This window comes from Rothia sp. SCPM-O-B-18226 (M350) (assembly GCF_058213595.1).
The window spans coordinates 350,838-376,859 of sequence record NZ_JBYQJS010000001.1 but is presented as its reverse complement, the minus strand read 5'-3'; the positions used below and the strand labels follow the sequence as shown (position 1 = coordinate 376,859).

General features: G+C 65.1%; 20 protein-coding genes and 1 tRNA gene. 9 read left to right on the top strand and 12 right to left on the bottom strand.

Annotated elements, in window-relative coordinates; all coding sequences use genetic code 11:
* Positions 1-70 precede the first annotated feature (70 nt).
* Positions 71-2,818, top strand: a complete 2,748-nt coding sequence (locus AC3E6W_RS01630) for a DEAD/DEAH box helicase (RefSeq protein ID WP_490652181.1) — start codon at positions 71-73, stop codon at positions 2,816-2,818.
* 28 nt (positions 2,819-2,846) lie between these two features.
* Here AC3E6W_RS01630 and AC3E6W_RS01625 read toward each other — a convergent pair whose 3' ends face one another.
* The 5 genes from AC3E6W_RS01625 to AC3E6W_RS01605 all read right to left on the bottom strand — a co-directional run bounded on the left by AC3E6W_RS01625 (position 2,847) and on the right by AC3E6W_RS01605 (position 7,473).
* Positions 2,847-3,359, bottom strand: coding sequence for an Rv3654c family TadE-like protein (locus AC3E6W_RS01625; RefSeq protein WP_490652180.1), 513 nt, complete (start codon positions 3,357-3,359; stop codon positions 2,847-2,849).
* Entirely contained in the window at positions 3,307-3,774 is a 468-nt protein-coding gene (locus AC3E6W_RS01620; protein ID WP_294646660.1) for a TadE family type IV pilus minor pilin, read from the bottom strand. The genes AC3E6W_RS01625 and AC3E6W_RS01620 overlap by 53 nt, the downstream gene beginning before the upstream one ends.
* Before the next feature lie 79 nt (positions 3,775-3,853).
* On the bottom strand, positions 3,854-4,543 hold the full coding sequence (locus AC3E6W_RS01615; protein ID WP_083313048.1) for a DUF4244 domain-containing protein: 690 nt from the start codon (positions 4,541-4,543) through the stop codon (positions 3,854-3,856).
* An 87-nt stretch (positions 4,544-4,630) separates the two neighbouring features.
* Entirely contained in the window at positions 4,631-5,839 is a 1,209-nt protein-coding gene (locus AC3E6W_RS01610) for a type II secretion system F family protein (protein WP_490652179.1), read from the bottom strand.
* Complete coding sequence (locus tag AC3E6W_RS01605; RefSeq protein WP_490652178.1) at positions 5,836-7,473, bottom strand: TadA family conjugal transfer-associated ATPase; 1,638 nt, start codon at positions 7,471-7,473, stop codon at positions 5,836-5,838. The genes AC3E6W_RS01610 and AC3E6W_RS01605 overlap by 4 nt, the downstream gene beginning before the upstream one ends.
* 385 nt (positions 7,474-7,858) lie before the next feature.
* Between AC3E6W_RS01605 and AC3E6W_RS01600 the strand changes: the two genes are divergently transcribed.
* Positions 7,859-9,889, top strand: coding sequence for a bifunctional 3'-5' exonuclease/DNA polymerase (locus AC3E6W_RS01600; protein ID WP_490652177.1), 2,031 nt, complete (start codon positions 7,859-7,861; stop codon positions 9,887-9,889).
* A 98-nt stretch (positions 9,890-9,987) separates the two neighbouring features.
* Here AC3E6W_RS01600 and AC3E6W_RS01595 read toward each other — a convergent pair whose 3' ends face one another.
* Entirely contained in the window at positions 9,988-10,743 is a 756-nt protein-coding gene (locus AC3E6W_RS01595) for an NUDIX hydrolase (RefSeq protein WP_490652176.1), read from the bottom strand.
* 110 nt (positions 10,744-10,853) lie between these two features.
* Positions 10,854-11,780: an endonuclease III gene (gene nth, locus AC3E6W_RS01590; RefSeq protein WP_490652175.1), complete on the bottom strand. Its 927-nt coding sequence runs from the start codon at positions 11,778-11,780 to the stop codon at positions 10,854-10,856.
* 140 nt (positions 11,781-11,920) lie between these two features.
* Between nth and aroQ the strand changes: the two genes are divergently transcribed.
* Positions 11,921-12,361 carry a type II 3-dehydroquinate dehydratase gene (aroQ, locus tag AC3E6W_RS01585; protein ID WP_490652174.1) on the top strand — a complete coding sequence of 147 codons (441 nt, stop codon included), beginning with the start codon at positions 11,921-11,923 and terminating at the stop codon, positions 12,359-12,361.
* Positions 12,362-12,482: 121 nt separating this feature from the next.
* Here aroQ and AC3E6W_RS01580 read toward each other — a convergent pair whose 3' ends face one another.
* Positions 12,483-13,658 (bottom strand): MarP family serine protease, encoded by a 1,176-nt coding sequence (locus AC3E6W_RS01580; RefSeq protein WP_490652173.1) that lies wholly within the window; start codon positions 13,656-13,658, stop codon positions 12,483-12,485.
* Positions 13,659-13,986: 328 nt separating this feature from the next.
* On the opposite strand from AC3E6W_RS01580, the gene AC3E6W_RS01575 reads away from it, so the two are divergent.
* Entirely contained in the window at positions 13,987-14,664 is a 678-nt protein-coding gene (locus AC3E6W_RS01575) for a Crp/Fnr family transcriptional regulator (RefSeq protein ID WP_005504653.1), read from the top strand.
* 233 nt (positions 14,665-14,897) lie between these two features.
* On the opposite strand, the gene AC3E6W_RS01570 is transcribed toward AC3E6W_RS01575, so the two are convergent.
* The 3 genes from AC3E6W_RS01570 to AC3E6W_RS01560 all read right to left on the bottom strand — a co-directional run bounded on the left by AC3E6W_RS01570 (position 14,898) and on the right by AC3E6W_RS01560 (position 16,990).
* The gene (locus tag AC3E6W_RS01570; protein WP_490652172.1) at positions 14,898-16,094 is read right to left on the bottom strand and encodes an NUDIX hydrolase; all 1,197 of its coding nucleotides are present in this window, start codon (positions 16,092-16,094) and stop codon (positions 14,898-14,900) included.
* Positions 16,087-16,569 carry a RidA family protein gene (locus tag AC3E6W_RS01565; protein WP_049331639.1) on the bottom strand — a complete coding sequence of 161 codons (483 nt, stop codon included), beginning with the start codon at positions 16,567-16,569 and terminating at the stop codon, positions 16,087-16,089. Before AC3E6W_RS01565 ends, AC3E6W_RS01570 begins: the two co-directional genes overlap by 8 nt.
* Before the next feature lie 217 nt (positions 16,570-16,786).
* A complete protein-coding gene (locus AC3E6W_RS01560) occupies positions 16,787-16,990 on the bottom strand; it encodes a hypothetical protein (protein ID WP_049331637.1) in 204 nt (67 codons plus the stop codon).
* A gap of 188 nt (positions 16,991-17,178) precedes the next feature.
* Here AC3E6W_RS01560 and AC3E6W_RS01555 point away from each other — a divergent pair, with 188 nt between their 5' ends.
* The 5 genes from AC3E6W_RS01555 (at position 17,179) to AC3E6W_RS01535 (ending at position 24,487) form a co-directional block, all read left to right on the top strand.
* Positions 17,179-19,335: a transglycosylase domain-containing protein gene (locus AC3E6W_RS01555; protein WP_490652171.1), complete on the top strand. Its 2,157-nt coding sequence runs from the start codon at positions 17,179-17,181 to the stop codon at positions 19,333-19,335.
* Between the two features lie 26 nt (positions 19,336-19,361).
* A complete protein-coding gene (locus AC3E6W_RS01550; protein ID WP_490652397.1) occupies positions 19,362-20,375 on the top strand; it encodes a metallophosphoesterase in 1,014 nt (337 codons plus the stop codon).
* A complete protein-coding gene (locus AC3E6W_RS01545) occupies positions 20,375-22,423 on the top strand; it encodes an ABC transporter ATP-binding protein (protein ID WP_490652170.1) in 2,049 nt (682 codons plus the stop codon). The genes AC3E6W_RS01550 and AC3E6W_RS01545 overlap by 1 nt, the downstream gene beginning before the upstream one ends.
* Positions 22,423-24,285, top strand: a complete 1,863-nt coding sequence (locus tag AC3E6W_RS01540; protein WP_490652169.1) for an ABC transporter ATP-binding protein — start codon at positions 22,423-22,425, stop codon at positions 24,283-24,285. The genes AC3E6W_RS01545 and AC3E6W_RS01540 overlap by 1 nt, the downstream gene beginning before the upstream one ends.
* 128 nt (positions 24,286-24,413) lie before the next feature.
* Positions 24,414-24,487 (top strand) — tRNA-Pro (locus AC3E6W_RS01535).
* Between the two features lie 136 nt (positions 24,488-24,623).
* Here AC3E6W_RS01535 and AC3E6W_RS01530 read toward each other — a convergent pair.
* The gene (locus AC3E6W_RS01530) at positions 24,624-25,757 is read right to left on the bottom strand and encodes a hypothetical protein (RefSeq protein ID WP_371555313.1); all 1,134 of its coding nucleotides are present in this window, start codon (positions 25,755-25,757) and stop codon (positions 24,624-24,626) included.
* Positions 25,758-26,022 lie beyond the last annotated feature (265 nt).

Here is a 26,022-nt window from a genome sequence, read left to right as displayed (position 1 = left end):
CAACCGAAAACGGATGGGCCCGTAACGAACGAGGGAGTTCGCGCGCGAGCCGAGACCTACAATTGAAGCCATGCCCCAGCACGCAGCTCATCACCCCGCAGACCCCCAAGCCGCGAACGTAGATCGTTCGGACCCACCGGCGGCACCCGGCGTGCCCCGCCGTCTCGGTGACCTTCCGAGCACCACCCAGCAGGCTCTGAGTGCCCTCCTCCCCGAGCTGTCACCCACCTCCGCTCTACCCGAGCAGATCACTCACGTGCACACTATCCCGGCCCGCGAGGCGGAGCACGCCCCCTGGCCGCAGTGGATGCATCCGCGCGTGGTGGAGGCCTTCGAATCTCTCGGCATTTCGGAGCCATACGCTCACCAGGTCGCCGCCGCGCAGGCGGCCCACGCGGGTCTTGACGCCGCCCTGGAGGCGAGCGCCGCCCGCTACGGCTGGCGGAGTGGGCACCCCGCAGCTTCGCCCGGCGGCCAGATGCCCGCGCCGGGTCGCACGCACGCAGAGGGACTAGGTAGCGGCGGGCACGTTATCGTTGCCACGGGCACGGCATCGGGCAAGACCCTGAGCTACCTGATGCCCACGCTGGACGCCGTTTACCGAGCTTCGTGCGGCGAACCGGTGAGCTCAACTTCCGCTTATTCCGGGACTGAGAACCTCAATAATAGAGCGAACATTCTTTATATTTCTCCGGCGAAGGCACTCTCCGCAGACCAACTCACCGCCCTCACCTCCTACAATCTTCCCGGGCTTTACCCGGCCAGCTACGACGGGGACACCCCCACCGGCGAACGCCGCTGGATTCGCGAGCACGCCAACTTCATCCTCACCACCCCGGACATGCTCAACTACTCGATTCTGAGCAACCACCGGCAGTGGGCCTCCTTCCTGCGCGGGCTGCGCTACGTGGTGCTCGACGAGGCCCACAGCTATCGAGGGGTCTTCGGCGCGCACATCGCCAATCTGATGCGCCGTCTACGGCGTGTCTGCGCCCTTTACCGCAGCGTGCCCGTGTTCTACGGCGCCTCGGCCACCAGCTCCAACCCGGTCGAGTCCTTCGCCAAGCTCATTGGCGTGCCGCAGCGGGCGGTCACCGCCATCACCGAATCCACGGCCGCCCGCGGCGAGACCGCCGTGGTGCTCTGGGAACCCGAGCTACTCCCGCCCGCAGCAACCGACCGCCTGGCCGCCGGTGCCCGCAGCACCCAGCAGGAGGCCCTCAAATCCGAAGCCGAACAGAACGCCCCGCGCCGCCTCTCCCCCATCGAGCAGGGTGCGCAGATGCTCACCGACCTGGTGCTATCGCGCACCCGCTCGCTGGTCTTTGCGGGCTCCCGTCGCAGCGTGGAGGTCCTCTCACAGAAGACCCAACGCTACCTCGACGAAGTTGAGCCCGGCCTCGCCCACCGCGTCGCCGCGTACCGGGCAGGGTACACCCCCGAAGAGCGCCGCGAGCTCGAACGCAGGCTCCGCAACGGCGAGCTGCTGGGCCTGGCCAGCACCTCCGCGCTGGAGCTGGGTATCGACATTTCCGGACTGGACGCGGTCATCGTGGCCGGCTGGCCCGGCACCCGCGCATCCTTTACCCAGCGCATCGGCAGGGCCGGACGCGGCGGCCAGGACGCGCTCGCCGTGCTCATCGCCGATGACAACCCGCTCGATACCTACCTGGTGCACCACCCGGAGGCGATTTTTGGGCAGGATGTTGAAGCCACCGTTTTCGACCCGACGAACCCCTATGTGCTCTCCCCTCAGCTCTGTGCGGCCGCCCAGGAGGCCCCCATCCGCATTGAGGAGCTGAACCTTTTCGGCCCGCACACCGAGGCGCTCCTGGACCGCCTGGTGCAGCAGGGGTACCTGCGCCGCCGCGCCGACGGCTGGTATTGGACGCACGCCGAATCTGCCGCCGACCTGGTCGACATCCGCGGAACCGGTGGCGGCCCCTACCAGCTCATTGACGGGCAGGAGGGTACGCTCGTCGGCACCATGGACGCCGCACACGCCATGAGCCAGGGGCACCCCGGGGCGGTATATATTCACCAGAACGTGCTCTACGTGGTCGAATCTCTCAGCGAGGACGAGCGCGTAATTCTGCTCAGCCGCGCCAACCCCGACTTCTACACGAGGGCCATCGAAACCACCGAGGTGCGAGTGCTCACCGAGCGGGCGCGCGTACGCTTCGAGGAGGCCCGCAGCGTAGGCCCCGCCGAAAGTTCCGACACCGTCCTCACGATGCACCGCGGCCAGGTTCAAGTCACCAACCAGGTGACCGGCTACAAACGTTTCTCGGTCTACGGCGGTGAGCACCTGGGTAACGAGCCCATGCCCATGCCCCCGGAGGTGCTCATCACCGAAGCCGTCTGGTTCACGTTCGAGCCCAGCTACCTCTTCGGGGCCGGAGTGACCGAAGAGGACGGCCCCGGCACCCTGCATGCTGCCGAGCACGCCGCCATCGGCCTGCTGCCCCTCATCGCCACCAGCGACCGCTGGGATCTGGGCGGGCTCTCCACGCTCTACCACGTCGATACCGGCCAGCCCACGATCTTCGTTTACGATGCCGCGCCGGGCGGTGCGGGCATCAGCGAGCGCGGCTTCAACGCGGTTCGGCGGTGGCTGAGCGCCACCCTCGAGGCCATCGAAAGCTGCGGATGCGAGCAGGGGTGTCCCTCCTGCGTACACTCGCCCAAGTGCGGTAACCGCAACGAGCCCCTCAGCAAGGCCGGCGCGATGGCCCTGCTGAGGGCCATGCTGAAGAGCATCGACGGAAGCACCGATACGGTCGAGGGGGCGACTCCCGGGATAGTCGCCAGGGACTAGAAGCAGTCGAGGGCTAGACTCCCGAAGCTCAGCCCGTCGGTGGCGCTTCCTCCGCGGGCATCTCCTCGGGAGGGTCCTCAACCTCGGGGACTTCCGGGGCGTGCTCCCCCAGCGGGTGCGCGGCTCCCGCCCGGGCTCGCGCTCTCGCCGGGCCCAGCACGCTCATCGGGCCGCTGACCGGCACTGCGACCGTCACCTCCACGGTTTCGGGTCGGTCCGGGAAGATGCACGCCTCCAGCCGGGCGCCGTTCTTGACGGCCCATTCCTTGGCCACCTCGCAGGGGTCTCCGGGGGCAAGACCCCTGTAGGCGTCCGCCGCGGCCAGGGCGCTGAGATCGGCTGCGGAGGAGGCCCGTCGGTTGGCGGAAACCGCCCCGATGAGTCCGGCCACAGTCACCGTCATAATCAGCAGAACGGCCACGATGCCCAACGCGAGAACTGTGCCGCTGCCCTCCTCCCGGGACCCCGCGGATACCGGGTCGCCCGCCCTAGCCGGGGTCGCCGGAGTCGGCGCTGTGCCCTCCCGGTTCTTCCGGTTCATTGATGCCTCCTTCCTGTCGGGCGTGAGCCTCGGCTCGCAGGGTCCATCCCGTCGCGGAGCCGATAACGCCGGGAGCGGGGCGGGTCACCACGACCTGCACCTGCGAGGCCTCACCAGGCTCCCCGTTCGCCGCGCTCACCTGCACGCTCTGCGCCGGGTCGATGCGTTCGACGACCGCACGAATCTCAGCTTCCGAGTCGCCCCGGGCGGCGGCGCGGGCCGCCGCTCGGGCCGATTCTTCCAGCTTTACCTGGGCCACGCCGGTGGAGGCTGCCCCCAGGCAGAGGGCGAGCACCGCGGTCACGGCGGGCAGGGCCACCGCGAACTCGGCGGTTACGGAGCCCAGTTCCTCGGGCCGAGGGTTGCGCCTCCGAGACCTACCCACAATACGGCCCAAAATGACACGAACGGTCATTCTTTGTTCCTCCTTTCTGTACTGATATTCCAGGTGTTTCTACCGGTCATAATTAGGCCTGGCCCAATATCTTATAGCCCTATAGCAGGCCCGTGTTTCCCGCAATCGAGAGGGCGTTACGCACGATGTCCAGGAGCATTGAACGCACCTCGTCCGATTTGAGGATGACCACCAGCAGCCCCGCGAAACCAACCGCCGCAAGCATGACGATTCCGTACTCCGCGGTGGATGCGCCCTCCTCCACGTCACCGGCGGGGGCGTAACGTTCGGCTTCGTGCGTTTCACGCTCCGCAGCACCGAGAGTGGTGGAGAGCTCGAGCGGTTCGTCCCCGCATGAAGTCCCGTAACACCCGGTCGGTTCAGCGGGCTCAGTCCCATCTCCCGCAGCGCGCGAGCTACGTTCTTCGCCTTCGTCAAGTGCGCAACCCAGCGCGCAGCAGGTGGGGCCACAGGAGTCTAGGGTGCATCCCTCGGCCAGGGCACGGGCAATATTCAGAACGCGTTCTTCGCGCCGAGCCAGCTCCTGCGGGAGCCCCATCGGGGCCTCGCTCGAGGCGCCGGGCAGAGTAATCTTGGGGGCCTTCGTATCGGGCAATTCATCCCCGTCGAAGAGGTCCGCACATTCCTCGCGCAATTGTTTGAGGGTCGTGGCGATGGCAACCGAGAGCGGCACGGGCCCGAGGATAGTCTGGGCAGCCTCCGCCTCGTAGCGGTCGGCTTCGTTCTCTCCACGTCGTTCGGGGTAGGTGGGGGTCAGAATGTTCGTCATTGGTCTTCCTTTCTCAAGGTATTTGGGATTGCGCACCGAGCGGTTCGTTCAACTCGGCGCGAGAATGTGGGATCGTTCTCGCGGGGCCTACCCGGTGAGGGTCGGCAGGAGCGAAATGAGGATGGGCACGATGCCCAGGCAGATGAATGCCGGTAGGGAGCAGAGCCCGAGGGGCACGACCAGGGCAACCGAAAGTTTTCCGGCGGCCCGCTCTGCGGCGCGACGCTCGCTCAGGCGTTGCGCATCGGCGAGGGCTCTGAGCAGGGGCGCGCTCGGGCTACCGGCGGTGTAGGCCGGGGCGAGTGCATCCCTCAACGGCCCCCAGCTTCCCGGGGTGGTCCCGGCCCAGGCCGCCTCCCAGGTGGCTCCCATCTGCAGTCGGCGGCATACCGCTCGCAGTTGCCCGCTGTTCAGGGCCTCGGCGAGAGCCGTCAGGGCCGCAAGTGGCGAGAGCCCGGCCCTCAGCTGCGCGGCGAGCAGCTCCAACATGAGAGCTGTGTCCACTCCGGGTGGAGCGCAGGCTTCCGTGTGCCCCAAAGACGCGTGCCCCAAAGAGCCGAAGCGTCGAGCCTCACGACCGGTCGGTTCCCTCGCGAGGTGCCCACCGAGTCGGACGGGCTGAGCGGCCGGGGAGCTCCTGCCCTCGCTCTCCTCCTCGGCCCGGCGCATCAGCCGGGCCGTCCATCCTCGCCCTATCAGGGCCAGCGCGAGTCCGAGCAAGCCCGCGAGGGCACCAGCCACCGATCCGGTGAGCACACCCAGCGGATCGCTGCCCATCAACATTCCCAGCCCCAGCCCGATGAGCGGTAGCCACGAGAGGATTCGACCGGTAGCTCGAGGCGCCGCCAGCGCGCTCTGCCGTCCCAGGAGCGCATCGATACGTTCCTCGGCGTGCTCGGCGGCCCGCTCCAGGCTGGTGGCCAGGGGCGCTCCGGCGTTTTCGCTCATGCGCAGGCTGAGGGACAGGTCGCGCAGGCGTTCTCGGCTGTGAGGTCTCAGGCTGCGTTCGTCCTCGTCAAGAACCTGTTCGCAAGCCAGATGCGGCGATAGTCCCCAGGCCGCGGCGGTCTCCAGAGCCCGGATAAACCGGCGAATATCTTTGCCGATCCGTGGGTGCTCTTCGGGGTACGAGAGGGATTGCACCGCCTCGTGCAGACTCATCCCCGACCGCAGGTTGAGGGCCAGGGAACGCAACACGAGCGGCCACACGCGCATCTCTTCGGCATCCGCTACGCCGGGGCGGCGATTCTTCCAGCGCTCCCGCAGGTTCAGCGAGGCGGTTCGTTCGGCTCTCATGTTCTCCCCCTTTCCTGGGCGCCTCCGGCTGACTCGGACGGGGCTACCCCTCGACCGGGCTCCGGATTAATGGGAATCCTCCGCACCCGCAACCGCTCTTCGGGCCCCTCAACGTGCAGGCTATACACGCCCTCAATGCGGCGGCGGCCGCCCTGCTGCTCGAGGTGAATAATGCGCTCAAAAGCCGTCACCGTATGCAGAGCAACCGTTCTATAATCCAGGCCCGCGAGCGCGCCCAGGGCAATCAGTCGGCGAGGCACCGCCTCGGCGCTATTGGCGTGCAGCGTGGTCCCGGCACCGCGGTGACCGGTGTTCATGGCGGTCAGCAGGTGCACCACCTCCGCCCCGCGGCACTCCCCCACCACCAGGCGGTCCGGGCCCATGCGCAGGGCTTGCACGATGAGTTCACCCAGGCCGATAGCGCCCGCACCCTCTGAATTCGCGGCTCGGGTTCTGAGGGCCACAACCTGCTCGTGTTCGGGGGCGAGCTCCGGGGTGTCCTCCAGAATGACGATGCGCTCGGCCGGTTCACACAGCCCCAGCAGGGCGTTGAGGAGCGTCGTCTTACCGGTTCCCGTACCGCCGCTAATGACGAATCCACGGCGCTCGGCCACCATACGACGCAGGTAGTCGGCGGTTGCGGCATCGCACAATCCGACGCTGACGAGGCGGTTTAGGCCAGGGCGTTCCCTTGCCGGCAATCGGATGGACAGGCGGGTGCGCTCGCTCAGGGGCGGAATGATGGCGTGGATGCGTCGACCCACCTCATCGCTGACGTCGGTAGCCGGGTGCGCGGTATCCAGTTGCCCACCGCGGCGGCGAATAAGGCGCTCGGCCAGGGCACGCACTCGCTGCTCGTTGCCGAGGCTTAGGGCGACGGGGCGAACCTCACCACCGATGCCCGCCCAAATATCGCAGGGTGAGTTCACGTAGATATCGGTGATGGCGGCGCCGAGTTTTTCCCCCGCTTCGAGGAGCAAATCGAGCGCGCCAAACCCGTAGAGCTCAGACCCCAGGTAGCGCAGGGCGAGTTCTCGGTCGACGGGTACGTGTTCGACGCTGGGGTAGCTCCACGGGGCGGTCCCCCGTCCGGCAGCGCGCGGACCTGCGGGATGTGCAGTAAAAACGCCCGGCAGCTTCCCCGGCTTTCTCCGCAGGGATAGGGTACCCGAGAGGACCCGGGGCATAAAACGGTGCAGAATCCCCGGGGCTACCCGGGACGGCCCCGGGAGCGCACCGGGCGGCGGGGCTCCGTCTATCTCGGCGATAACCTCCTCAACGACCCCCTCGAGGAGAGGACGTAACGGCGACTCGAAGAAGGGCTGTGCTGATGAGGGCCCATTAAAGGCCGCGGCTCCGTCGAGCGCGAGGGAGCTCCATTCCGGGGAACGCAGGATGCGCTCCCTCGCCTGCACGGCCACGGCGCGGGCCCGGTAGTCTTCGGGCACCATCAGTGCGGGAACGCTCGCCCCGGTAGACACCTCGCTAGGCATAGGCACCCCGGGAGGCGCCACAGCGGGCGGTGTGGGGGCAAGGCCCTGTTCCGACTCCCGCGGAGGAATCTGCGCCCTCACGCGCGGCGGGTCAGCGAGTAGGGTGCGCTGCGGGTTCTGTAGCTGGTCGGTGGTCTTCATGGCTTCATCACACCACGAGAGGAAAACCCCCAAATATAGAACAATCGTTCTGTGGATAATTCCGGCTTAAACCCCGCAAAATCCGTTATCCACAGGGCATTTTTGCCTCTTCTCAGCCGCTCAGCCCCCGTTCCGACGGCTTTATGACGAAACGCGAAAACCGCACGACCCCAGAGTCGTCCGCCCCAAAACTCGCTTACTCCAAAACTCACCCGCTTCAAGACCCGCCCCCCGTTTCGCACGGCACCCCTGTCTCACACGGCATCCCGGCCTCGCACAGCGCCCCCAGCCTCGCACAACCCCTTCAGCCGCTCAGCCGCTCCTGCTATCCACAGGTTCGACACCCCGTCACGGCCCGTGCCCGGTCGTCACCGATAATGGAACTATGTACATCCTCCTCAGCCCCGCCACCGGTGCGGACATCACGGCCCGCACCGGCACCGCGAATCAGCCCGTCACCGCCCGCATTGCGGCGGGCGTGCCCGTGCGCGGCCGGGCGGAGAGCCCGGTGACGTCCTGGGGAGCTTTCCACTACGAAGACCCCACCGCCGAGCAGCTGGCCGACCCTTCCTTCATTCCGCAGATTCTGCGCGCAGACCGGGTCAGCGCCGCAAACCTGGCGGCCTACGTGCGCGAGGTTGAGCGGAGGGCCGAGCAGTCCCCGGACCGCCGACCCCCGCGCTGGATCTGGGCCGATACCCGCCACATCGCACCCCTGCTATTGCGGCGCGGGGTGCGCGTGCACCAGTGCTACGATCTGCGGCTCGTGCAGCGTATTCTGCGGACCGCAGCCACGCATCCCAGCCGCTTTGTCAGCTACGAAACCGAGCTGGACCTCTCGGAACTCGCCGAGGCCCTAGAGCCCCAGGGATACCTGCCGGTGGCCCGCCAAATTCAGGGGCAGGAGGAACTATTCGGCGCGGATTTCCTGAGCGGTGCCGCTCAGAAGAACGCCGGTTCAGCCGGTGCTTCCGCAAAGAATCCCGCGCAGGCCTCGGGGACCCACGATCTTCTTGAGCCGGCGCCTCACGAGCCTTTCGAGGCACAGCTTTCGGCCGGGCCCGTCCGTCTTTTGCCGGAACACCCCGTCGTGCGCGCCCTCATGGGCGAATGGCTGGCCCAGGCGCGGGCCATCAGCTCCTCGAAGCATCCCGAACGTCTGCGATTGCTGGCGGCGGCCGAATCGGCGGGCGCCCTCGTCGCTGCCGAAATCGGGTACTACGGCATCCCCTTTAACGTGAGGGCTCACCACGAACACCTGCAGGAACTACTGGGCCCCCGGCCCGAGCCCGGCCAACGCCCACAAAAGATGCAGGAGCTGGTCGAAGAGATCCAGCGCATGCTGTTCATGCCCACGCTTAACCCCGACTCACCGCAGGAGCTTCTACACGCCCTGCAGTCGGCGGGTGCCTCGGTGACGTCGACCCGGTCCTGGGAGCTCAAGAGCTGGGCGAAGGCCGTGCCCTCGCAGCGGCAGAAGCGGCAGGCCCTCATTGAACCGATTCTGCGCTACAAGAAGCTGTACCGCATCTGGACCGCCAACGGCTGGACGTGGTCCGACACATGGGTTTCTGAGGGCGCTTTCCGCCCGCACCTCGAGGTGGGCGGGGCCGCGACCGGGCGCTGGGGCGCTTCGGGCGGCGGTGCCCTGCAGCTTCCCGCCGAGATTCGGCAGGCAATTCAGGCCCCCGAGGGGCAGATTCTGACGGTGACGGACGGCTCGCAGATTGAGCCGCGCATCCTGGCGGCCCTCAGCCGGGATGAGGCGCTCGCATCGGCCGGACGAGGCGCTGACCTGTACGCCGGCATCGCCGAGTTGGCGCGTCTCAAGGGCGTGGGGTTGACGGAGCGCGCCCACGCCAAGGTGGGCATGCTCGCCATCATGTACGGCGGACGCAGCGGCGAGATTGGGGCGCTTCTTCCGCACGTTGCGGCCCTCTTCCCGCAGGCCATGGAGTTCACGGAGCGGGCGGCGCGCATCGGTGAGGCGGGCGGTCAGGTGACGACTTTTCTGGGGCGCACTTCACCGCCGGTGAGCGATCGTTTTCGCGAGATTGTGGCGGATCGTTCCTCGCCGGCGGCCGAATCGCGTGCGGTGTCGACCGCGCGTGCTCACGGCCGCATGACCCGCAACTTTATTGTTCAGGGAACCGCCGCGGAGTGGGCGCTGTGCTGGATGGGTTCGGTGCGCGCCCGTCTGCTGACGGAGACGATTTTCGGCATGCCCATGCGCACCCGCATCGTCTATTTTCTGCACGATGAGCTGCTGCTGTGCGGTCCGGAGCTGGAGGCCGAGCGCGTGGCTCGCATCGTGCGCGAGTGTGCGGCGGAGGCGGCGCGTCTGCTTTTCGGCAGGGTCCCGGTGGATTTTCCCGTCTCGGTGCACCACGTACACGATTACTCCGAAGGTAAATAACCCGCGGCGGGCTGTGCGGGCCGCCGCGGGGTGGGGCCGCGTTCGTTTCCACCGGCTGGCTCCACCGGCTGACCGGCACGCCATACGACCGGCGGGTTCTAGGGCTCGTACCCGGGTGCCGGACGTAGATCGTTGCGGTTCCAAGGCACGGTCCAGCCGAGCGAGTCGAAGATGCGGTCCAGCAGAATCGCGGTGAATCCCCACACCGTGAACTCCTCACCGCCGGGCATGCGCACGTCGAAGGCGGGGGTGCGGTGCGAGGTGCGGCCGCGTTTGACGTAGGCGGTGTGCCGGTTGGCGGGGTTCAGCAGATCGTGCACTGGAACCCGCGCGATGAGGGCCGATTCGTTGCGGTCGACCACGCTGACGGGCACGGGGCTGTTCCACCAGCCGATGACGGGGGTGACCATGAAGTCGCTGATGGGAAGCGGCAGGGTGCGTAGCTGGCCGAGGACCTGCACGCCGGCGGGGTCCAGGCCGGTCTCCTCCACGGCCTCGCGCAGTGCGGCGATGTGTGCGACCGGTTCGCCCGTGGACTCGGCGAGCGCGTAGTCTTCGGGGTCGATTTTCCCGCCGGGGAAGGCGGGCTGACCGGCGTGCGCGCGCAGTGTTGCGGCACGCACGAGCAGAAGCACGTCCAGGTAGGCACCCACGTTCTCGGGGCATCCTTCGAATTCGCCGGTGGAGGGCGAGTCATCGAGCACGCCGAAGAGAATCAGCACGGCGGCCTCCTTGCTCAGGGGGCTGGCGGGGGCGCTGCGTAGCAGGGCGTCCACGTCAAATTCGACCCCGCCGCTGGCGAGGGCCTCGAGAAGGTCACGGGCAGGGTGCTCGGTTCCGCTGGTCACGGTCATAGTTGGTTGCTCTCCGCATCGTATGCAGGCGTGGGGTTGTGCTCGTCCATGGCTCGCGCTATCCGTGCGGGCCGTCTACGGCGGTTTCACCAGTGTACGGCAGGGGCCGGCTAGGCGCTGAGCGGGTACCCCTCGGCCTGTAGCTGGCGGCGGGTTGCGCCCTGCAGAAAGCGAAGGTGCAGGTCCTCGCGGCCGGGGGCCATTTCGTATTTCATGAGCTTGCGGGCCTTCTGCTCGTTGGTCTCGCCGATGCCGTAAGAGGGGCAGAGATCTGCAACCGGGCATACGCCGCAGGCGGGCTTCTTGGCGTGGCAGATGCGGCGGCCGTGGTAGACCATGCGGTGCGAGAAGATGGTCCAGTCCTTGCGTTCGATGAGCTCTGCAACGTCTTTTTCGACCGCTTCGGGGGCCTCGGCGGTGGTGAATCCCATGCGGCGGGCCAGGCGGCCAAAGTGCGTGTCGATGGTCAGTCCGGGCACGCCGAAGGCGTTGCCGAGCACCACATTTGCGGTTTTGCGGCCGACTCCGGCGAGCTTGACGAGCTCCTCGAGGGTGGAGGGCACCTGCCCGCCGTGCTCCTCGACGAGCTGGCGCGAGAGGTTCACGATGGAGCGTGCCTTGGCGCGGTAGAAGCCGAGGGACTGGATGTAGGGCTCGACCTCCTCGTAGCGTGCGGAGGCGAGCGCCGCGGCGTCGGGGTAGCGGGTGAAGAGCGCACCGGTCACGGAGTTGACGCGCACGTCGGTGGTCTGCGCCGAGAGCACGGTGGCGATGAGTAGCTCGAAGGGGGTGTCGAAGTCGAGTTCGGCGACCGCGTAGGGGTAGGTTTCGCCCAGGATACGGTTGATTTTGCGGGCGCGGCGCACCGTGGAAAGGTGGCTTTCGGGTGCGCGAGCCTTGAGCCGGCGTGCGGCCGCGGCGGCTTTGAACTCTGGGACGACGCGAATCTGCAGGAGTGATTCGGTGTTGTCTGCCGCAGTGTCTTGGGCCGGGGTGTTCTGTGCGGCCGTTGCGGGGTGGGTGGCGTTCTCGGTCATAGCGTGAGGGTACCGGGCTTTGGGGGGCGGACGGTAGCGAGGTTCACCGTAGTTGGCCTCCGTCTTCTATACCGCGTCATTTTCTGGGCAGTTCGCGTTGGCTCGTACTGTGCGGGTGCCTGCTGTGCCACACTGGTTCTATGTCAGATACGATTTTTGTGCTTAACGGCCCGAACTTGAACCTGCTCGGGCAGCGCCGCCCCGAGGTGTACGGCTACACGACCCTGCACGATATTGAGCGTTCAGTGCGTGAGCATGCCGCCGCCCACGGTTTCGACGTTGAATTCATGCAGTCCAACCACGAGGGTGTTCTGGTGGACGAGATTCAGCGTGCCCGCACGCGCGGGGCCGCCATCATTATCAATCCGGCGGCGTACACGCATACCTCCGTGGCGCTTCACGACGCCCTGGAGGCGGTGGAGCTTCCGGTGGTTGAGGTACACCTGTCGAACGTTCACCGCCGCGAGGAGTTCCGTCACCGTTCCTTCGTATCCCCGCAGGCCACCGCGGTGATTGCCGGTGCCGGCGCTTACGGTTACGTCATGGCGGTAGATTTCCTGGCGCAGCATCTGGCGGAATAGCAGCGCAGCATCTCGCTGAGTAACTTGCCCTCCCCCGTTCGTGAAATAGTTCAGGCTCCCGTTCCTCGTGTGAGGGCGGGAGCCTAATCTGTTGTGCCGCTGTTCCACGGCTCGATACTAGCTACTTACGGCAGGATCCAGTGGAGACCGCGGCGGTGTTGTTACCGCCCTCGGCCAGGGCCTGCTTGAGGGTGGTCGCGGTGATGGCGTAGCCGGTCTGGCCGGTGGTTGCCTTACCGAAAATCACGCCAACCACGTTGCCGTTCTCGTCGAGGACGGGGCCACCGGAGTTGCCGTGCTGAACGTCGGCTGCCAGCTGATAGACCTGGCGCATGGCGTTGGCTCGGCCGGTGTCGGCGTCGATGGTCTGGGTGTTACCGATGCCCTGCACGGTGGCGGGCAGCGCCTTGAACGGGCCGCCCTTGGGGTAGCCCATGAAGGTCACGAGGCTACCCGCGGAGGCGTTCTTACCGATGGTAAGCGGCTTCAGGGGAAGCTTCGGCACGCTGATGAACGCGAGGTCCTGTTCGCTATCCATGTAGACCACGGTGCCAGGCCAGGTGCGTCCGCGGGAGTCCTGCACGACCGGGGAGCTCACGCCGGCAACCACGTGGGCGTTGGTGACGACCAGGCCCGTGTCGGCCACGAAGCCGGATCCGGTGGAGGTGTAGCCGCACTGCTCTGCGGCTCCCAGGATCTCCACGACGGAGGCGCTGGCGGCGTCAAGCGCATCGGACTCAACGCTCTGGGTCGGGGCGGATGCTTCGGGGGCGATGAGCTCGCTGACCTCGGGAATGGAGGTGGAGGCGAGCACGTTGTTACGGACCGAGTCAATCTGGTCTTTAAGGGCGTCGGGGGTGCTGGTGACCATCCAGGTCAGGGTCTTGGACTGGCTGAGCGCAGTGTTCAGTTGCGGGATGGGCACGGTGCGCATCGAGATGGTCAGCACGACCAGCACGAGGGCGCATGCGGCGAGGTTGAGCACGCCGCCGAAGAATCGTTCGATGCCCTTCAGCGGGGTAACGTCGGTGACCTTCCGGATGGTGCGACCGGCGACGATGCCCAGCCACTGCCCGATGGTCAGGCAGAGGATGAGTACGCCAACCGCGGTGATAAGGCTCCACTGGGTCCCGACGGAGGCGACGGCCAGGGGCACGAGCCACGCGGCGGCGCAAACGCCCAGGCCGAGGCCGAGGAAGGTGCCGAGGGTCGTGAAGAAGCCGCTACGGATTCCGGCGAGGAAGTAGAGCAGTAGAAGAATAGGGATGACGATATCAAGGGGGTTAATGTCAGCCATTTTGACGGGGCCTCCTTGGGGGTGGGTAGAAATGATCAGGGATGCACCCACGATATGCGGCCCGTCGGTGGGCACACCCAATGGACCGATAGTAGACCCATAAGCTGTGCTAAACCTTAGAATTTGCCGGGAATGAAAAACTTTTGTTGTAAAGCTCCGGAGTTCTGAGTGCTTAAACCAAAATTTTAGGGTACGCTCTTATCAGTTGAATATGTCACACCCGCTTGAGCCGTCTCACACTGCAGTCGTGAGATACTTTACATAGGTTCAGGCTCACTCACTGAACATCACGGGCTTCGGCTCTTCACCTCATATCTAGGAGAACTTCATGGATCTCGAGATCCTCCGTCGCACCCCTCTTTTTGCGAATCTTGACGACGCAGCATTTGCCCTGCTGACCGATGACATTCAGGAGATTGACCTCTCCCGTAACGCTGTCCTCTTCTACGAGGGTGACCAGGACGATCAGCTCTTTGCCGTACTCTCCGGCAAGGTGAAGCTGGGTCGCACCGCCGCCGATGGCCGCGAGAACATGGTCGCCATCATGGGCCCCGGCGATGTGTTCGGCGAGATGGCTCTCTTCGATCCTTCGCCCCGTTCGACCAACGCGGTGGCTGTTTCCGAGACCCGCCTGGCAGCTATTAAGCACGAGTCCTTCAAACGTGCCCAGCAGCTCGACCCCTCGATTTCCGACCAGGTTATCAAGACCCTGGCTCGTCGCCTGCGCCACGCTAACGAGGCCCTGGCTGATCTGGTCTTCTCCGATGTTCCCGGCCGCCTGGCCAAGGCTCTGCTGGATTTGGCCGACCGCTTCGGCCGCCCCGCAACCGACGGTGTGCTCGTTGCACACGAGCTGACCCAGGAAGAGCTGGCACAGCTGGTTGGCGCATCCCGCGAGACCGTGAACAAGGCTCTGGCCGAGTTCGTTTCCCGCGGCTGGATTCGTCTGGAAGCACGCGCCGTGGTCATCCTCGACCTGCCCCGCCTGCGCCAGCGTTCCCGCTAGGCGGTAGCGGCATAACCGCTATCATTCTTCGACCTTGCGGTCTTGCGTCCCGGCTCTGCCAGGCAGGATGAGTGCCGCAACGTTACGCTTTACATACGGCAGGAGCCGCCTCCTTTGCATGGGGAGGCGGCTCCTGCCGTTAATTTATGCGTCGAGCGGTGCGGCCGAGGCGACCTGGGCCTCGGTAACGGTCGGTCTGAGAGTGTGCATGCCCAGCGTGCGCAGGCCCGAGGCTATGCGACGCGTCCGTCCAGCTCGCTTCCGGTCTGGGGCACCGCGCCCAGGCCTCCGGTGAAGACCGGCCCGGTCGGAGCGGGAGGCTCCACCTCGGTGAAGGAGAGCATGCAAGCGCCGTTATGGCTCACGAGCACGGCCTTGCGCACCTCGATGCGGCGGCGCTTCGACAGCCACGCCACCGAGGTTTGGGCCCTCGCGAGGGATTCCAGCATGCACATGACGCCGGGGGTCACGAGCTCTTCCAGGCGGCGACCCACAGTATTGGGCTGGCCGATGCGGTCGCCCAGCTCGCTCGTGTCGCGCGCTTCCAGAAGCTCACGCACGTTCAGCCAATCACCCCACACACCCTTGCCGAGCAACAGCTTCGGGTCCTGCCCCACCGGCAGGGCGGTGGTGAAGTAGGCGATGTCGTAGCGCTTGAGGAAGAAGTCCGGGGACTGCCAGCGCGCCACGGGGCGCAGCAGGTCAGCGCGAATACTGAGCCCGCTCGAAGACAGGAAGTGCGCGAAGCTCTTGTCCTGATCGGCCACTGCCTCGCGCCAGGTCATCAGCTCAGGGGTGCTGGAGCGTTCCACGACGTCCTGTTCATCCTCGCCGGCCAGCAGAATACCCGTCTCCTCGAAGGATTCGCGCACGGCGGCCATGACGCTGCGGCGCGCTTTCGTCACGTCGGAATAGTGAAATTGCTTCTGCCAGTATTCGGCGCCGGGGCCCACCCAGGAGGCGGATTCGTCGTCACCGGGGAGCGCGGTACCGCCGGGGAAGGCCACCACGCCCAGCGGCGAAGTGCCCGGGCGGTAGGTCAAGATGGTCTCCAAACCGTTGTCGCCGTCGCGCACGAAGATGACGGAGGCCGCCTGGCGCATCGTGCAACCGGGGGTTCCCTCGTTACCCTCTTCTCGCCAGCTTTCCGCGGCGGCCCGCATGAACTCCGGGATCACGTAGAGGCGCTGAATGGCCTCGGTGCGGGGTGCGGGCGAGGAGTTGCGGCCCGTGAACATGCGGGGATGTTCGGGCTCGGCGGGTACCTCCGCAGTGCCGAATCGGCGCTCCTGCACGGGCAGGGGCAGCGTCTTCACGTCGTGGGCGCCGCCGGGAGTCTCAACCTGGCGACCTTCCTGAGAGGCGCGCTGCGCCTGGGCCGCGCGGATAGCCGACAGCGGCAGTGCGCCGGTGTACAGCTGATTAGACATATTCAACAATAATCTCGACCTCGACGGGCGAATCCAGGGGCAGCACGGGCACGCCCACGGCGGAACGGGCGTGCTGGCCAGCCTCGCCGAAAATCTCGCCGAGTAGCTCGGAGGCACCGTTGATTACGGCCGGCTGAGCGGTGAAGTTCACCTCGGAGGCCACGAAGCCCACAACCTTTACGACGCGCTGAACGCGGTCCAGGTCACCAATCACGGACTTAACGGCGGCCAGGGCGTTCAGCACGCTGATGCCCGCGTACTTCTTCGCATCCTCGGGGTTCACGAAGCCCTCTTCACCGGAGCCGGAGACCTTACCGGTGGCGGGCAGAACGCCGTCGACGAAGGGCAGCTGGCCGGAGGTGTACACGTAGGAGCCGGAGGTCACCGCGGGAACGTAGGCGGCGACGGGGGCGGGTGCGACGGGCAGCTCGTAGCCGAGTTCGCGGATGCGGGCTTCGATGCGAGATTCAGTCATGATTACTCCAGAAGGATTGCGGGTGTTCACACCCGGACGGTGATGAGATGTGTGCGTTGCATGCCGTTATACAGTTCTTTCCACGGGTCCGCGGTGTACCCTTCGCTTTACGAAGGGTTAAACGGCTAACCGGCGGCCCGCCTCAGCTATTCCCAATTGCAGCCACGTTTTCGGCGCGGAGCGAAGATAGCTGGGGGAGCCGCCGGAGGGGCGACGTTTAGTCGGCCTTCTCGCGCTTAAAGTAGGCGATAGGGTTACCCTGAGTGGGCGCGACCATGTTCGATGCGGGGGCTGCGCCGGCGGGTGCGGAGGCACCGGGGAGCACGGTGACGAGCTCCCAGCCGTCCTCGCCCCAGTTATCGAGGATTGCCTTGGTCGTGTGGATCATCAGCGGTACAGTTGCGTATTCCCATTTCTTCATACCCTCTAGCCTAGCTTTCGGGGCCCTACTTGTAAAAGGGATTGTCACATTGTGTTTTTCACGTGCTGCACCTCCCTTTCCGCGTCTCCGGCGGCTATTTAGCGGTCGGAAAACCCGAGTGAGCGCCTCAACCGAGGTTCTCTCCAGAGAGGGCTTCCTCTCACAGCTTCATGGGTTAAACTGAATGAATGGCTTCATCTAAGAAAACCCGTGCGCGTCGCCGCCCGGGAGATTTTTTGCAGTTCCTCGCGTTCAGCGTGATTGCCGGTTTCCTCGCGGCAATCATTGTCGTGCCTCCGGCAGTGAGTGCCGGCATGGTCGCGAACGCATCGATGTCATGGTTCCAGGACCTCCCCGAAGATATTGCGGAAGGTCCCTTCTCGCGTCCCTCGACGATTTACGCTGCAGACGGTACCACCGAAATCGCGACCTTCTTCGACGAGAACCGCGACCCGGTCAAGCTGGACCAGATTTCTCAGCACATGAAGGACGCCATCGTTTCGGTTGAGGACCGCGACTTCTACAAGCACGGTGCGGTCTCCGCGATCGGTATTGGCCGTGCGTTCCTCAACAACATCGTTAACTCCAATAGCGGCCGCCGCCAGGGTGCTTCTACCCTGACCCAGCAGTACGTCAACAACCTGATCGTGGACGCCGCGGTGTCCCGCGGTGAGGACGCTACCGCGACCCTCAACGGTAACAAGACGTACGCCGCAAAGATTCGCGAGATGAAGCTTGCGATTTCGATGGAGCAGAACAAGTCCAAGGATGAAATCCTTGAGGGCTACCTGAACATCGTGAACCTGGGTGGTTCCAACTACGGTGTCGAAGCTGCCGCGCAGTACTACTGGGGCATCTCCGCTAAGGACCTGAACGTGGCGCAGTCCGCGCTTCTGGCCGGTCTGGTGCAGGCACCGAACGTGTACGACCCAACCGTGAACCCCGAGCTGGCCCGCGAGCGCCGCGACGTGGTGCTTGGCACCATGCTGCGCGACGGCAAGATTTCCGATAAGGAATACAGCGACGCTATCGCCAGCGATATTAAGCTCGACGTCCACCCCAAGTCGCAGGGTTGCTCCCTGAGCGGCGATAAGGCCTTCTTCTGCCGCTACGTGGTGAACTACCTGCTGCAGGACGAAAGCTTGGGCGCTACCGCCGAGCTGCGCAACACCGCGATTAAGCGCGGCGGTCTGAAGATTGTGACCACCCTGAACCCCGAGGCTCAGACCGTGGCCAAGCAGGCTGTGGACTCCACCCAGCCGGCCGCCACCAACTGGAACGACGTGAACTCCGCGCTGACCAGTGTCGAGCCCGGCACCGGTCGCGTGATTGCCATGGCTCAGAACACCGAGCTCGGCACCCCCGCCGATGCGAACGATCACTCCAAGACCGAGTACAACTACAACGTTGACGCGGCCTACGGCGGTACCAGCGGCTTCCAGCCCGGTTCGACCTTCAAGCCGATTATTCTGGCTCAGTGGCTGATTTCCGGCCGCGGTGCCAACGGTACCGTGAACGGTACCCAGCTGTTCTGGCCCACCAGCTTCGGCTGGAACGCCCGTTGCTACGACGGTGGTAAGTACTACTACACCGGCCAGGCCAACGGCTGGTCCTACAAGAACGCGTTCAACGGTGGCCTAGGCTACAACACTGCGGCGTACGGTATCCGCCAGTCGCTGAACTCGTACCTGTACGGCATGCTCTCCCAGCTGGATTTGTGCGATGTGCACGACCTGTCCATCAAGATGCACGCGCTGGACGGTACCGGCGAGCCGCTGCACAGCATCCCCGATTTGGGTACCAACATTGGTGGTACCAAGTACGGTATCTCCCCGCTGACCAGCGCATCGATGTACGCGATCTTCGCATCCGAAGGTAAGTACTGCACCCCGCGCCCCGTCGATAAGATTCTGAAGAACAACGGCGACACCATGAAGGAATACCAGAACCAGTGCGAGCAGGTTCTGGACCCGGATATCGCGAACGGTGTCAGCTGGGTTCTGAAGGGCGTTATCCAGGCCGGCGGTTCCGCCTCGCAGCGCGGCATCGGCCTGCCGAACGGTTCGGCTGCAAAGACCGGTACGAACGATAACTCCTCGCAGACCTGGCAGGTGGGTTACACCCGCGGCCTGGCCACCGCATCGTGGGTTGGTTCGAACAACCTCGGTTTCCGCTCTCTGAACGGTGTGGGCATTAACGGTCGCGTGCTGAACTACGTGGATGGTGCAACCTACGCTGGTGCCCAGTGGCAGACCTTTATGAAGGCCATCGCCCCGAAGTACGACACGAAGGACTTCACGACCCCCAGCGATAAGGTTCTGTCTTATAACTCCAACCCCAGCTAAGGCTGAGGTTTGAAAGGCGATTGATGATGTGTGAAAACGCAGTCAACGCCCGCGTCCCCGTGGCGGTCCCCGGCGCACGCGGCTCCTCCCCGCTCCTGAAGAAGGTAGCGGGGGCGGTAGCCGCCACTGCAGCCTTGGGGGCCGCCACGGCGGCGTATGGGCACTTTATTGAGCTGAATAATTTTCAGCTCCGCACCGAGTCCCTGCCGGTGTTGCCCGCCGGGAGCCGCGACTTTAGGATTCTGCATATTTCGGATATGCACATGATTCCGGGCCAGCAGAAGAAGATTGACTTCATGCACTCGCTGGCCGCCCTGGAGCCTGATTTGGTCATGAACACGGGCGACAACCTCTCTCACGTGGGTGGCATGGAGCCGCTTCTGGAGGCGCTCGACCCGCTCATGGATTTCCCCGGCGTGTTTGTGCCCGGCTCGAACTGCTACTTCGCACCCATTTTCAAGAACCCGGCACGCTACCTGTGGCAGCCGCGCACCCCTCAGACGATTGAGGAGGGTTCGCGCGTGGCCCTGCCCATCGAGCAGATGCACGAGGCCTTCGAATCGCGCGGCTGGACTGGCCTGGTCAACCGCTACGACACGCTGACGCTGAACGGTCTGCGCCTGGAGTTCTCGGGAGTGGACGATCCGCACCTGCGCTACGATAAGCACCCCGGTTTTGCCCCCGGTGCCTTCGATGAGGGCGATGAGCCCAGCGTGCGCATCGGCGTGGCCCACGCCCCCTACATGCGCACCCTGCATCGCTTCGTGCAGGACGGCGCGCAGGCCATCTTCGCCGGCCACACGCATGGTGGCCAGGTCTGCCTGCCCGGAGGCCGGGCGCTTGTCAGCAATTGCGATTTGCCGGCCTCGCGCGCCAAGGGTGTGAGCGAGCAGTCCGGCATCCCGGTGCAGGTCTCCGCCGGCCTGGGCACCTCTCGCTTTGCGCCGGTGCGTCTGTTCTGCCCGCCGGAGGCAATCCTAGTGACCCTGACGGCCCGCGACGCCGGTGAGCCCGCCGGCACGGCGGGTGGTCGCCGCTAATGTCCGAGGCTTCAACAACACACACAGTCAAGCAGCGCCGCAACCCGTTCCTCGAGACGGCGCCCGAACCGATTCCTGCGCCTATCGACTACGCCGAGGGCAACCGGGCTCCCCGCACCCTGGCCGCCTACGCGCGCCCGATTCGCCTGCGCTGGAGCATGGGTCTGCTGGTGGCCTTCGGGGCCGGTGTGCTGGAAATTTCGATTCCGCAGGTGCTCCAAATGATTGTGGATCACCTCTCGCGCAGCGCCACCGAGAGTGCCATCTGGGCGGCCGGCGGCCTGGTGCTGGTCCTCGCCATTGCGCACGCGTCCTTCGCATACTGGCGACGCTGGCTGCTGGTGGATCCGACCTCCACCATCGAGATGTCCATGCGCATGAACTTCTTCGATCGCCTGCTCAGCGCGCCAATTGCGCTGCTGGACCGTTGGCCTTCCGGCCAGCTGCTGACGCGCTCGATGAGCGATTTGGGCACGATACGCCGTTGGCTTTCCTTCGGCATCGTACAGCTGCTGACGGTGATCGTCATGTTCTTAGGCGGCGCCTTCTACATGTTGCAGTCATCGCCCCTGCTGGCGCTGGTCTTCGTGGTGACGGTGCCGGTGCTGGTGTTGTCGCTAGTGAACTTCACGCGCAAGTACTACCGGGTCTCCCACGAGATTCAGCAGCTGACCGGTGACCTTTCAACCCGCATCGAAGAGTCGGTGCGCGGCATCCGCGTGATTAAGGCGCTGGGGCGCTCCCCCGAGCAGATTCGCGACTACTCCCAGGCCGTGGATGTTCTGCAGGAGCGCGAGTACGGCAGGTCGATGCTCGTGGCCCGCGTGGCGCTGAACCAGACCCTGATTGTGGGTGTCTCCACTGCGGTCGCGCTGGCTCTTGGCGCTTCGCAGGTCGCCAACGGCGCGCTGAGCCTGGGCGCGATGACCGCCTATTTTGCGGTGCAGACGACCGTGCTGAGCCACGTGATTCGTTCGACCTCGCTCATGTCCGCGTACCTGAGCTATAAGGTGGCTCTTGAACGTCATAACGAGGTCATGGATGAGCCCGGCTTTGAGGTTGTGCGGCTGATAGACCCGGCGAAGGCCGACGAGTACTCCCCGAACCCCGCGAACGCTCAAGATTCCGCGCAGCGTTCAACTCTTTCTTCTCATTCTTCTGACGCCTCTGGAGCCGCCCGCTCCGGAAAGGAAAGCATGCAGTACCCCAGCGGTGGCGCCGTATCGGTGGCCTTTAACCAGGTTTCCTTCAGCTACGAGGAGTCCGCCCCCGCGGCCAATCCGGTGGCTGACCCTTCGCCGGGTGCGCAGCTTCCGCAGGCTGACGTGCTGCACGACGTGACGTTCAAGGCGTTCCCGGGCGAGATTCTGGCTCTGGTGGGCGCCACCGGTAGCGGCAAGTCCACGGTGCTCTCGCTGGTGCCTCGCTTCTACGAGCCAACCTCCGGCTCGCTCCGCCTCGGTTCGCACGACATGGCGGATCTTTCGGTGGAGCAGGTGCGAGCGCAGACCGCGTTCGTTTTTGAGGAGGCAGTCCTCTTCTCCGGTTCGGTGCGCGAGAACGTGCTGATGGGCGTGGCCGACCAGTACGAGGGCGGCACCTCCGACGAGGATTACCCCGGCAGCGACGAGCTGGAGGCAACTCTGAACACCGCGCTGAAGCTGGCTGCCTGCGAGTTCGCCTACGAGCTGCCGCAGGGGCTGGACACGATTATCGGTGAGGAGGGTCTGAGCCTTTCGGGTGGCCAGCGTCAGCGCCTGTCCCTGGCGCGTGCCCTGGCGAAGCGTCCCTCCGTGCTGCTGCTGGATGATCCGTTCTCTGCGCTGGATGTTGATACCGAGGAGCGCATCATCAACGGTCTGCGCGAGGGCTTGGAGGGGCTGGGCGGCGCTACGACCCTGCTGACGGCACACCGCCCCTCGACGGTGGCCCTGGCGGACCGCGTGCTGCTGATGGTTGACGGCACGATCGCGGCGGAGGGTACCCATGCCGAGCTGATGGAATCTTCGGAGCAGTACCGCCAGCTGATGACCATGGAGGAGGGCTAATGCCAGCCCATTTCCCGGTACCTTCCGAGCGGGAAGCCAGCCCCGAGGAACGAACCGAGACGAGGAGGCGCTCCCTCGCCCTGCTGAGCCACTCCCTGCGTCCGCATCGCGTGGCGCTCATCGTGTCAATTCTGTCGGTTTTTGTGGTCACGATTGCCTCGGCAGTTCAACCGTTGCTGATTGCCCGCGTGCTGGACAGCGCCATCGCGCCCCTGCGTCAGGGGGATTCGGGGCCGCTGACGGTTCTCGTGGTGCTCTTCGCGGTGACGGTTGCGGTGGGCGCTCTCTGCAGCTGGCTTAACGTGGCCTGCACGGTGCGGGTTTCGCTGGGCGTGGTGGTGTACCTGCGCAAGCGGGTCTTTGCGCACGCCCAGTCGCTGAGCGTTTCTTTCCACGAGAAATATACCTCGGGTAAGGTCATTTCGCGCCTGACCAACGATATCGATACGGTGCGTTCCTTCCTGGACAGCGGCATCAGCCAGCTGGCCATCACCCTGCTGTCGATGGTTATTTCTGCGGCGGCTATTTTTGCGCTGGACTGGCGAATCGGCCTGCTGATGATGTTCATGGGTGTGCCGATTTACTATCTGACGCGCTGGTTCCAGCGCCGGGCTACCCCGGTGTACCGCCGTATGCGCACCGATTCGGCGCGCCTGACGAGCCGTTTTGTCGAGACTTTTGCTGGCATCCGCGCGGTCAAGGCTTTTGGCTCGGAGGCGAAGCTCCGTTCAGAGTATGCGCAGACGGCCGAAAGCTACCGTGTGCGGGTCATGGACTCGGTTAAGGTCTTCGGCATCTACTCCCCCGTGCTGATTCTTCTGGGTGATGTGTTTATCGCGGCGGCCCTGGTGCTGGGCGGTTACGCGGTGCTCGGCGGCGATATGCAGGTCGGTACCCTGCTGGCGCTGGTGATTTACGCGCGGCGCGTGTTTGAGCCGGTCATGCAGCTTTCGGAGTTCTACAACATGTTCCAGTCCGCGATGTCGGCGCTGGAGAAGCTGTCTACCTTCCTCGCGGAGAAGCCCGAGGTGGCCGATCCCGAGAATCCCGTTTCTCCCGTTCTCGAGAAGACCGGTCCTGCGGTTTCTTCGCATGAGGACTCGGCACGTGGCGCCCTGGTGGAGTTGGATAATGCGGTCTTCGGCTACACGAGTGAACGCCACGCCCTGCAGAAGACGAGCCTGCGCATCGAACCGGGTACGACGGTGGCCCTGGTGGGTCCGACAGGTGCCGGCAAGTCGACGATTGCCAAGCTCGTGGCGCGATTCTACGACGTGTCCTCGGGTGCTGTGCGCATCGACGGCGTGGATGTGCGCGACCTTACCGATGCGCAGCTACGCCGCGAGGTGCTCATGCTGACCCAGGAGGTGTTCCTGTTCTCCGCGTCGATTCTGGAGAATATCCGCATGGGTAACCCGCAGGCGAGCGATGAGCAGGTGAAGGCGGCCGCGAAGGCGGTTGGCGCCGATGCGTTCATTGAGCGACTGCGCGACGGCTACGACTCGCTTTTGGGCCGCGGCGGTATCTCCCTGTCCGCGGGCCAGCGTCAGCTGGTGTCCTTTGCCCGCGTTTTCCTTGCCGATCCGCGCCTGCTGATTCTTGATGAGGCGACCGCCTCACTGGATATTCCGAGCGAACGCGCCGTGCAGAAGGCCCTGCACACACTGTTGAGGGGGCGCACAGCCCTGGTGATTGCCCATCGCCTCTCAACGGTGCTCAGCGCCGACCGCGTGCTGGTGATTCGGGATGGCTCCGTGGTGGAGGATGGCTCCCCGCAACAGCTGATTGCCGCCGGTGGTCGCTTCGCGGCGATGTACGCCTCCTGGGATGAGCTGAATCGGGCGCCGGAGGAAGGCGAATAGCCCGGTTCCGAGGCTTTCTTCAGCCTCTAGCACGGGTCGAGCGATTTTTTGGTTGCTCTGTTTGCGTTCCGTATTTTTTTGGGTTATCCTGGGTGAGTTGCCTACGGTATTCGCCGATAGGTTAACCTCGGGATGTGGCGCAGCTTGGTAGCGCGCGTCGTTCGGGACGACGAGGTCGCAGGTTCAAATCCTGTCATCCCGACAGATAGCCCCGGTCATGGTTTCATGACCGGGGCTTTGTCGTATCTGCGGTATTCTTCCCGAGCAGATTCTAGGCATATACAGACAACCCCCTACCCGCGGTACGCAGATAGGGGGTCGTCGTTCACGCTATGTTTCTAGCCGCGCCCAGAAATGAGGGCGAGGATTGCCTCCAGGGGGCCGCGGCCGGCCAGGGAGCGCGCCATGCGGGCCCAGAGTGCGCAGAATCCCACCGCGATGACGATGCCCAGAATCAGGAAGGCGGTCCAGTACACGGCGGTGCCCCAACCTCCCGTGGCAACGTAGTGCTCACCCACGGTAAAGGCCTTGATGGTGGGGCCGGCGTAGATAATGAGCGAGCTCAGCACGATGGAGGCGCTCAGCGACATCTGCCCGAGGCGGGCAACGGGGGTGAGGGCACCCGCCTGCGCGGAGAGTAGTCGCGCACATTCGGCCCAGAAGTAGAGCGTGGCAGCCAGGCTGAGGGTCAGCTGCACGTGGGGCGTGTCCAGCACGCCGAGCCCGGTGTAGGGGTTGAAGACGCGGTAGACGGAGAGCGCCAGCACGGCGAGCACGACGGGCACCGCAATCTTGGCCCCCAGGCTCGTGTAGAGGCGCACCAGCAGAATACCCAGGCACATGACCCAGAGCAGCTGAGCGCTGGCGGTAAGGTTCAGACCGTTGGCCTTGAGAAAGGGAAACGCACCGGCGCTCCACGCATCAGCCCGCGCTGCGGCTTCGAGGAGAATGTCGTGGGTCCAGGAGAGGTACGGGCTCGCGGCAATGGCCAGCACGGCGAGGACCCAGAGCGGCAGGTACACGACGGCCAGGGTCAGCAGGGTCAGGATTGCCAGGTGAATGAGCATATCGAAAGGCAGCGAGTATGCGAAGCCCTGGGCGGGCGTGGTCACGCCCGGTAGCGGAACGTAGGCCGCGCCCTGCACGACGGCGATGCCCAGCACGAGCAGGGCGAGGAAACGCACGATGGTCCCGGCGAAGAGCTGCGGGAAGCTTGCGGCGCGCGCATAGTGCCAGGCCGCGGCTCCAAGGATGGCGGCGAAGAGCGGCTCGGCGGGGGTGACCAGTTGCGGTACCCAGAACCTCCACGAGACGGGGATGAGCTGCAGCCAGTACCCGAAGGCGATGAGCAGGGTGAGCACGGCGTAGGCGCGGGCCAGGTCGAGTCCGAGGTCGCGTCGCGTTCCGCCGAGGGAAGCGGCACGCAGGGGGGAGCCGCCGGAAGTGGTGGACGCTGTGGTTCGTGCTGCCATGTGTCGCTCTTTCGGGTGGTTCAGTGTGGTGAGTGCGCACCGGGTGGCGATGCCTCCGGCACAGGTGTTAAGTGTAGCGTCGATTGCTGTGCGAGCCAGGGCGCGACCGGTGGAGCCCTCGTCACGTTGCCCGATGCTTCTTGTGTATCGACTTGCGTGTCGGTCTGCCGATATCCCACAGAGTGACGAGGTGAGAGGCTCTCGAATAGGAACGACGGTGTGAAGTATGTAGTATAGGTAGGTTCTTTAATGGCGTTCCCGGACA